Source organism: Roseofilum sp., assembly GCF_982964205.1.
The window spans coordinates 132749-140903 of sequence record NZ_CEZBFX010000001.1; the positions used below are offsets into that span (position 1 = coordinate 132749).

Annotated in this window: 7 protein-coding genes and 1 tRNA gene; 2 read left to right on the top strand and 6 right to left on the bottom strand. The window is 43.0% G+C overall.

Features of this window, described 5'->3' with window-relative positions; translation table 11 throughout:
• Positions 1 to 135: 135 nt before the first annotated feature.
• From AC3A14_RS00650 to uraH, 3 genes are all read right to left on the bottom strand, one after another.
• Positions 136 to 1929 carry a metallophosphoesterase family protein gene (locus AC3A14_RS00650; RefSeq protein WP_318735414.1) on the bottom strand — a complete coding sequence of 598 codons (1794 nt, stop codon included), beginning with the start codon at positions 1927 to 1929 and terminating at the stop codon, positions 136 to 138.
• A gap of 25 nt (positions 1930 to 1954) precedes the next feature.
• A complete protein-coding gene (gene uraD, locus AC3A14_RS00655; protein WP_318735417.1) occupies positions 1955 to 2455 on the bottom strand; it encodes a 2-oxo-4-hydroxy-4-carboxy-5-ureidoimidazoline decarboxylase in 501 nt (166 codons plus the stop codon).
• Positions 2456 to 2641: 186 nt separating this feature from the next.
• The gene (gene uraH / locus AC3A14_RS00660) at positions 2642 to 3004 is read right to left on the bottom strand and encodes a hydroxyisourate hydrolase (RefSeq protein WP_318735421.1); all 363 of its coding nucleotides are present in this window, start codon (positions 3002 to 3004) and stop codon (positions 2642 to 2644) included.
• Positions 3005 to 3105: 101 nt separating this feature from the next.
• On the opposite strand from uraH, the gene AC3A14_RS00665 reads away from it, so the two are divergent.
• A complete protein-coding gene (locus AC3A14_RS00665; protein WP_318735424.1) occupies positions 3106 to 4584 on the top strand; it encodes a CIA30 family protein in 1479 nt (492 codons plus the stop codon).
• Here AC3A14_RS00665 and AC3A14_RS00670 read toward each other — a convergent pair.
• From AC3A14_RS00670 to AC3A14_RS00680, 3 genes are all read right to left on the bottom strand, one after another.
• Positions 4560 to 5627 (bottom strand): sensor histidine kinase, encoded by a 1068-nt coding sequence (locus tag AC3A14_RS00670; RefSeq protein WP_318735427.1) that lies wholly within the window; start codon positions 5625 to 5627, stop codon positions 4560 to 4562. The genes AC3A14_RS00665 and AC3A14_RS00670 overlap by 25 nt on opposite strands.
• 4 nt (positions 5628 to 5631) lie before the next feature.
• Complete coding sequence (locus AC3A14_RS00675; protein ID WP_318735430.1) at positions 5632 to 6789, bottom strand: FIST signal transduction protein; 1158 nt, start codon at positions 6787 to 6789, stop codon at positions 5632 to 5634.
• 253 nt (positions 6790 to 7042) lie between these two features.
• Complete coding sequence (locus tag AC3A14_RS00680; protein ID WP_318735432.1) at positions 7043 to 7741, bottom strand: cupin domain-containing protein; 699 nt, start codon at positions 7739 to 7741, stop codon at positions 7043 to 7045.
• Positions 7742 to 7897: 156 nt separating this feature from the next.
• On the opposite strand from AC3A14_RS00680, the gene AC3A14_RS00685 reads away from it, so the two are divergent.
• Positions 7898 to 7972, top strand: a tRNA-Asp gene (locus AC3A14_RS00685).
• Positions 7973 to 8155 lie beyond the last annotated feature (183 nt).

The following is an 8155-nucleotide window of genomic DNA, read 5'->3' on the forward strand; positions in this document are numbered from 1 at the left end:
AAAATAACCCTCCTTTTTTTCACAATCTTTTGTTTTATGTAGCGATTACTTCAAACCACATGAAAGATTGAGAGGGAAATTAACATTTATTTACTAATATTAATAATATTTTCTGATTTGTGAGAGCAGTCTATTTTATCCTTGACGACGAATCGAGAATTCATCGAACTTAACCACATTAGAATCTAGCTCGCGGGTATCAAAGAAATAGCTACTGACGGTTGCTGTTTCCGTGTCTAAAATACTAAATACCGTTATATTGTTACTAGCAATATAGGGTAAGAGTTGGTTATTTTCTCGGAGTGGCGCTAGGCTAGGAATCATCGGCTCTAAGCCATTCGGATCGCCCACAGGAGAATATTCGGGTTGATAAGCAGGGGGCACATAACGGCGAGATCCTCCCCTATACGCACCATAAGTATTACCGACATTAGACGTTTCTAAAAAGTTCATGCCTCTCGGGCTAACAAACCGGTTCCATAGATGGGAATGACCATATAATACGAGGTCAACGTTCGCTTCTTCTAATAAGGGGATTACATCTCGGATAATATAATCCTTTTCTTTTGGATACTCGTAGCGAATGACTAAGGGATTGCCAGCCCCATCTCGATCGATAATTTGCACCGGATCGGTATAAGCCGGCACAACATTTTCTCCCAGAGAATGGGGGGGATGATGGAACATGACAATTTTATATTTTGCCTTTTGAAATTCCGGTGAATTTAATTCTGCTTTTAACCATTCATATTGGGGACTGCCCGGAGCTATGGGTTCAAAAATATGTTGCCCGTAGCCCCAATTTTGGGGTTGATTTAAGTCTCGATCGCGCTCTCGAAAGCGTCCTTGAGTATTGGCTGATAAATTCGGCGATCGCCACATATTCGTAATTTGGGGAACCACCAACCGAATATCCCCAAAGCTGACCGCATAATATCGGCCATTACCTGGACTTTTGGGTAAACTAAAAATCTGTTCGTAAGTATCGCTATTAAAGCTATGGTTTTTAATCCAATCTTCTTTGATATTTGCATCGCCACTGGGATTAATCCGATCGGCTTGCCGTTCATAATCCGCTTGTGCTGCTTGGTGAGGATAAGAACCATTAAATTGATCGTTTAATCCGCGCTCTTCAGACCATTGTCCCATAATTTCATGATTGCCCAAGGCTGGAAATAGGGGCGCATTTTGGATTAAAGCAGCTCCTGTATAGGTCGTTGTTATTCCCTCTTTTTCTAGGTCATGATTTGCCCGTCCTTGCAGGACTGGGAAAAAGGCATTTCCTCGTTTATCATCAAACCACTCGGAAGCTCGATCGGCAATATCAACCAAATCCCCAGCAAAGAAAATAGCATCAACCGATCCCATGGTTTCCCCCACCTTCTGGATATTTGCGGCAGTCATGGGTTTATGCTGATGGTCGGATGTCAGTAAAATTTTCAATGGAGTTCCGGGTTGGGGAGTGGGGGCTAAGGTGAAGCGATCGCTGCGCAATTCCTGATGATTATCATGGACACTAATCGCTTGATAGGGCAATTTTTCTCCAGGAATTAAGCCCGTAATTTCCCCTTCATGTCGCCAAATATCTCGAAGTACCGGAAACTCTCCTTGCTCCCCTAGCAAAGTTTCGTCAAGATGGGAAACCTTGTCTTCACGGGTGCGCGATAACTTCGTCGTTATTGCCTTCACTTGACGCTCTAAATTGTTCCCATAAACCACCCGATGCTCAGTTCCCGGAAATGGGGTAAACCAAACCACCCGCACCGTACTTTCAGTGGGGAATTGTAAAAACGGATCGGTGAGTAGATATTCAGGAAACATAGAAAAAGGAGGAGAGATCAATGTACCACTAAGCCAACCTAAAGCTATTAACATCAACGTGCTAATCAGCAGAATTATACCGTTATTCCACCGCCTACTTCGATCCATAGGTTCAAAACCCAAATTTTAATGTTTAGTTAATTACTCGATCGCCCAACCGAAATTGTACAATCTTAGTAATCTCATCTAGCGCTTGTTCTCGCTCCGCTTGCCAACTGTGATTTAATCGTTCTTCAAAAGCCTTTAAAATTTTATCTTGAGTTTGTCCTTTCACCGCCATAATAAAGGGAAACCCAAACTTATCCTGATAAGCTTGATTCAAAGATATAAACCGATCGTACTGTTGGGGACTCAAGCGATCCAATCCTGCACCTGCTTGTTCGGCGATCGAATCTGGAGCCATTTTTACTCGACTCCCCAAATCAGGATGAGCTTGAATTAACGCCATTTTTTCTGCATCACTCAACTCCAGCATCTGGGAGATGAAGCTTTGATAAAGATGTTCCGTATCTCGAAATGGCCTCTTTTTCCAAGTTTGAGCTGCAAGGGTTGGCGTATCTTCAAAGACACTACCCAAAGCCTCCACAAAATACTCTTGACTCATTTGATTAACTTGCGCGATCCTATAGGTCATTAGCTCTAGGTCATTAGCTCATCATGAAAAATTAAGACTGTGTACATTTTACCAACTAAAAAGTGTAGGATGCCACTAATCTAAGAACGCTATTTATGATCTATGCTAAGAAAAGGTTGGAACTCGGTTTCCCCTATTCCCTATTCCCTATTCCCTATTCCCTATTCCCTATTCCCTATTCCCTAATTAACTTCCCCGATAAGTTGCATAAGACCAAGGAGACACCAACAAAGGTACATGATAATGACTATGGGGATTAGACACTCCAAACTGGATGGGAACCAGATCCAAGAATACTGGCTCTGGTAAATTTCCGATCGCGCGCTGAAAATAATCACCGACAAAAAAAACTAATTCGTAAGTGCCAACTTCCAACTCACCCTCTTCTAATAAAGGAATATGGGTTCTGCCTTGCTCATTGGTTTTCGTCTGTTTGAGCAGGGTTTTAATCGGCGACTTGCGATCGACTGCCCATAACTCCAATGCCATTCCCACAGCGGGAGAACCTTGCGCCGTATCTAATACATGAGTTGTTAATTGACCAACCATATCCTCATCCTGACTTTATTTCCTAGGTTACTCAATCTTCCATTCATTTTGCCTTCCTCCGTTAATATAAACAAGAAGAGCAATCTACACAGCGTAAGAGAATGGCTTCTAAAACTCGCGTTCAGGGTAGTCGGAAACCCTGGGATTTCAATCGATTGATTGACACTCTAAACACCTTTGAAGTGTTTCCGATTCTCAGTAGTCTTCAGCGTGGGTTACGAACCCTCACCGGACAACCTCAACCGCCAAAAGGACAAGCTATGGGTAAAATTCTAGTTGTTGGAGCCACGGGTGGAGTCGGAAAACGGGTTATTCGCCGTTTAGTCGAACGTAAGATACCCGTCCGCGCTCTGGTGCGTGATGCCAAACGAGCAGAATCTATTTTAGGTAAAGGAATTGAATTATTTGAAGCGGATTTAACCCTTTCCGAAACCTTGAAGCCGGAAATGATGCAAGATGTCATTTCTGTTATTTGCTGTTCGGGTACTCGCGTGCAACCCGTCGAGGGTGATACCCCCAATCGTGAGAAGTATTATCAAGGGGTAAAGTTCTATCTGCCGGAAGTGGTAGATAGTCCAGAAATGGTGGAATATAATGGCATGAAAAATCTGATCCGCAGGGTAGCTCCTTACCTAAGTCGGGCAGATGAACAGATGATTTTCGATTTTACCAATCCTTCATCCAGTTTGAAGACCACTTGGGGAGTGATTGATGATGTGGTGATGGGGGGAATTAGTTCGAGTGAGCTACGCATTACGCCGAACTATGGTTTCTTCACAGGTGAAGTTTCTACTGCTAACTCTGGGGGATTTGTTTCCATTCGCACAAAGAACTTTGAACCTTGTCTGAATCTAGCTGGATATGAAGGGATTAGTCTGCGAGTACAAGGGGATGGTAAGCGTTATAAGTTTATTCTGCGTAACGAGGCTCGATGGGATGGGATCAGTTATTGCTATTCCTTTGATACCCTCAATAATACTTGGATGACGGTGGATATTCCGTTCGATCGCCTGATTCCCATTTTTCGCGCTAAAACCTTGCCGAGTGCCCCGCCATTTGACCCCAGTCAGACCTATGCTATTCAACTGATGCTCAGTAAATTTGAGTATGATGGAGGTCTCAATCCTCAGTTTTCTCCAGGACGCTTTGGTCTAGAAATTGGCTCCATCCGCGCCTATGGAGGGCCGAAGTTACCGAAATTCGTGCAGATTAGTTCCGCAGGAGTGACTCGTCCAGGAAGACCGGGGTTAAATCTGGATGAGGAACCGCCAGCCGTGAGACTCAACGATCAACTCGGTGGCATTTTAACGTGGAAGTTGCGAGGCGAGGATGCGATCCGAGAAAGTGGGATTCCCTATACTATTATTCGTCCCTGTGCCTTAACTGAAGCACCAGGGGGCAATCGTTTAGAAGTGGCTCAAGGGGATAATATTCGCGGTCAAGTCAGTCGTGAGGATATTTCCGAATTGTCTATTCAGATGTTATTCCAACCCCAAGCGTGTAATTTAACGTTTGAGGTAAGAGCAAAAGAGGGTGAGGAAATGCAGGATTGGGATCAAGTGTTGGTCGGTTTAAGTTGAGGGGAGATGGGAATTTGAATGATAAATTCGGTTCCCTTTCCTGGAGTAGGGTGACATAGAATTTGACCCATGTGGGTTTCAGTAATAATTTGATGACTAATCGCTAAACCCATTCCAGTTCCTTGACCGATGGCTTTGGTGGTGAAGAAGGGGTTAAAAATATGGGGTTGGACGGTTTCAGGAATACCTCTGCCATTATCGGAGATCGTGATTTGTATCCAGTCGGAGTTCACTGTAGCCGTGGAGACAATAATCTGAGAACTTTGATTGTTGGGTAGCTCTTCTAGGGCATCTATAGCATTGGCGAGAATGTTCATAAATACTTGGTTGAGCTGTCCTGGATAGCACTCTATTAGAGGCAACTTGCCATAATTTCGGGTGACTTGGATTTCTGGGCGATCGGGTTGCTCTTTGAGGCGATGCTGTAGGATCATCAGGGTACTATCGATGCCTTCATGGATATCGACTTCCTTAACGTCAGCTTGATCCATGCGGGAGAATGTACGTAAAGATAAAACAATTTCACAAATGCGCTCTGTGCCAATTTTGATGGATTTTAAAATTTTGGATAAATCTTCCTCCACAAATTCTAAATCATGGCGATTAATATAGTCTTGAATCACCTCTTGAGGGTCAGGATCGTATTCTCGATACAGATGAATAATCCCTAACAAGTCTTGAAAATATTTTTCAATATAACTTAAGTTTCCGTAAATGAAGCTAACGGGATTATTGATTTCATGGGCTACTCCAGCAACCAAATGACCCAAACTCGACATTTTTTCAGCTTGAATCAGTTGGGCTTGGGTACGTTTGAGTTGGGATAAAGTTTCTTCTAATTGGCGCTTTTGCGCGACTTCTTCTTGGGAGTTTTTCAATTCGACGATCGCTTGTCTAAGCAAAGATTCTTTTTTTTCATTGGTTTCTTCTAACTCTAGACAGTTCTTCTCGGAGCGCTCTAATTTCTTGCGTAAAATTCGGTTTTCTTTTTCCAGTCGCGCGATTTTTTCTTCCATATCTAGGGTGTCGAGAGTTTGCGACATGATGTTATTCTTCTCCCAAGAGCAAGGCAATAAATGTTTCATTATGAAAATAGGATGTACCCTGTTGTTCTAACGGAGCAATCTCTCCATTCGTATAAAAACCACAGGATACTAAGGTTTGTTTCAGACACTGTTGAGTAAAATCATACTCTTCAAGAGTGCGACTGCCTAGGATTTGTCGCCGACTGGCACAGGAAAAGAAGAGTATTGTACTCGGTTGGCTTCCAGGATAGTTGTGGATCGCTTGCTGCATGGAGGCTTGAGAGGCGAGGAGAATACAATCGCGGGTTGTTTCTGTAATTTGTACGATCGCCTGTTCTGGAATATCGCCAAAGAAGGTTACGCTTCCCAATGTCGGATCGTAGGAGCCACTCGGCGCTCGCATGTAAGAATACTGTCGTGTGGGATCAAACACCATCAGGGGGTATTCAGAGGAGGGAGGATATTCTCCTAAATAGCGATAATAAAAGTCCAAGGCACGATGATGGTCAATTTCATAAACCACATTGTCTTCGACTTTGGTGACTTGACCGACTTTACCAATAGGGTTCCAACCGCTGGCTAATCCATGGGACAAGAGTAGGTGTCCGGAAAAGACTAAAATGGGGATGGCATCGCTATAAACTTCATTTTTATAAAACTGATAACTTTGCTTAAAGCGCCATTGATCGGCGGTAAGTCCCCCAAAAATAGGTACGTGTTTACCTAATAATTGATTGAGACAATCGACTAATTTAACGGCACTGACGGAGGTGAGTCCTTCGGGTAAAGTAATGCAGAGTTTAATGGGTTGGATCAGATCGGTTGTTGCTTGGGCGATCGCCTCTTCTAGCGCTCTGTGAAAATCCTGTGAGATTCTCCGACCGATTCCAGCCCGGATTTGTAAGCGATCGGAGCAAAATAATATTAGAACCAGGGAATCTTGTTGAAACCCTAGAACTGAAGACATTTCTCCATCAGTTGTGCCTCCAATTAATTCGATTTCTGGATAAATAGATACAATCTTCTGTACAATTTCGGCATGATCGAAATCAATCGCCGCTAACAGAATTCCTGCTTGCGGCAATTCTCCGGATAAGGCTCGATCGCATTGATTGAGGATCTCTACAATAGCAGACTCAGAGTCTGGATCATTGCTATGGCCGACTACTGTTTTAAACATAGATTTCTTCCTAAGGAAAGTTTATATTTAATACTACAACCTTGACAGCATAGCTGGGGGACCGATCTCTGAAATATTCCCTTGCTAGTACAATAGATTACAGGTCTATAGCCTTTATCGAATTAGTGAGGTACATTAGAAGAGAGGAGTAAAAAACTGGTAAATGAAAGCATACTTTTTATTGTACCTCATTTATTTGAGAAACGCTATAGTTAATAAAAGCCAGTTTAAATGACTATAGCGCGTCTTTAATTTAATGATGAATTCTTAATATTTCGCTGAGGTCTTGACAAGCGCGATTGGCTTCTAACCAAAAAGCACACCAGAAGATAAAGAGAACGATGAAAGGTAAGGGAATAAACAGCAGGGTTTCTAGACCAACATCTTCTGAGAATAAGGCAGCGAATAGAAATAAGAGTGAAGCGCTACCCCAAGATGAACCCCAAAAGATTAGAAAAATACTAACCATGGGATGTAAACTCAAGGTAATATGAACTGCTGTTCCATTCGGTAAAGATTCAAATCGTCCTCGAACTTGGGGTAAAAAAGAATTGCGATAGTGAATGACTCGCCGAGTTTTAAAGCCATCTTCGGAAATCGTACCGCAATAGGGAGCATGATTAGGAGGCACTCGCCATTGCCAGATACAGCCCTCTCGACTATAGGGAGTATGTTGAGAGCCAATTGGGTTGCGGATATAGGTTCCAGCCCCGTAATTTCCGTGTTCGTCTGAGAAAACACCCTCCAAAACTAAAAATTCTTCCCCACCACCATGGGAATGCATGGCAAAAGAACTATTGGGGGCAAAACGGACAATTGTTGTAGCACGACCTATCTCTTCTCCATCCCGTTCCAACATCCGTCGCTCTACTCCTGGTGCTGGAGAACTTGCCCAGGGTAAATCGTCGCTATAGACTACTACACCTTGGTTTAAGTCAGCATTAATCTTCATTTGACTTCTTTTTTTCGAGAGTTACCTTCATTTAAACATAAATACCCCTTGACATATTTGTAGTATTTGCGTAGTATATTAGTGAGGCAAGGGGAAAAGAGCCTAAAAGCTCTACCTCAAGCTATGTACATTGAAAACTAAAGAAATCCGTTTTATGGGGTTGTAGCTCAGTTGGTCTAGAGCGCCTGTCTGTCGAACAGGAAGTCACGGGTTCAACTCCCGTCGTTCGCCCTCTTCAAAAGCTTTTAACACCGAGAGTTTTATCCACGAATGGCGGAACCAAAGCTCGCTGCTACACCTATTTTGCACCTAAACCCACCATAGCGTCCCTAAAATGAACGGGCAAAAGATAGGACAGAGAAATAGAGAAAAATTATAGACAAAAGCATTGCCATAGGATTTCATCTATAAACC

What these genes read in the sequence shown, in the direction of transcription:
- AC3A14_RS00650 (WP_318735414.1), bottom strand. Translation starts at nt 1,929, where the DNA reads ATGGATCGAAGTAGGCGGTGGAATAACGGTATAATTCTGCTGATTAGC.
- uraD (WP_318735417.1), bottom strand. Translation starts at nt 2,455, where the DNA reads ATGACCTATAGGATCGCGCAAGTTAATCAAATGAGTCAAGAGTATTTT.
- uraH (WP_318735421.1), bottom strand. Translation starts at nt 3,004, where the DNA reads ATGGTTGGTCAATTAACAACTCATGTATTAGATACGGCGCAAGGTTCT.
- AC3A14_RS00665 (WP_318735424.1), top strand. Translation starts at nt 3,106, where the DNA reads ATGGCTTCTAAAACTCGCGTTCAGGGTAGTCGGAAACCCTGGGATTTC.
- AC3A14_RS00670 (WP_318735427.1), bottom strand. Translation starts at nt 5,627, where the DNA reads ATGTCGCAAACTCTCGACACCCTAGATATGGAAGAAAAAATCGCGCGA.
- AC3A14_RS00675 (WP_318735430.1), bottom strand. Translation starts at nt 6,789, where the DNA reads ATGTTTAAAACAGTAGTCGGCCATAGCAATGATCCAGACTCTGAGTCT.
- AC3A14_RS00680 (WP_318735432.1), bottom strand. Translation starts at nt 7,741, where the DNA reads ATGAAGATTAATGCTGACTTAAACCAAGGTGTAGTAGTCTATAGCGAC.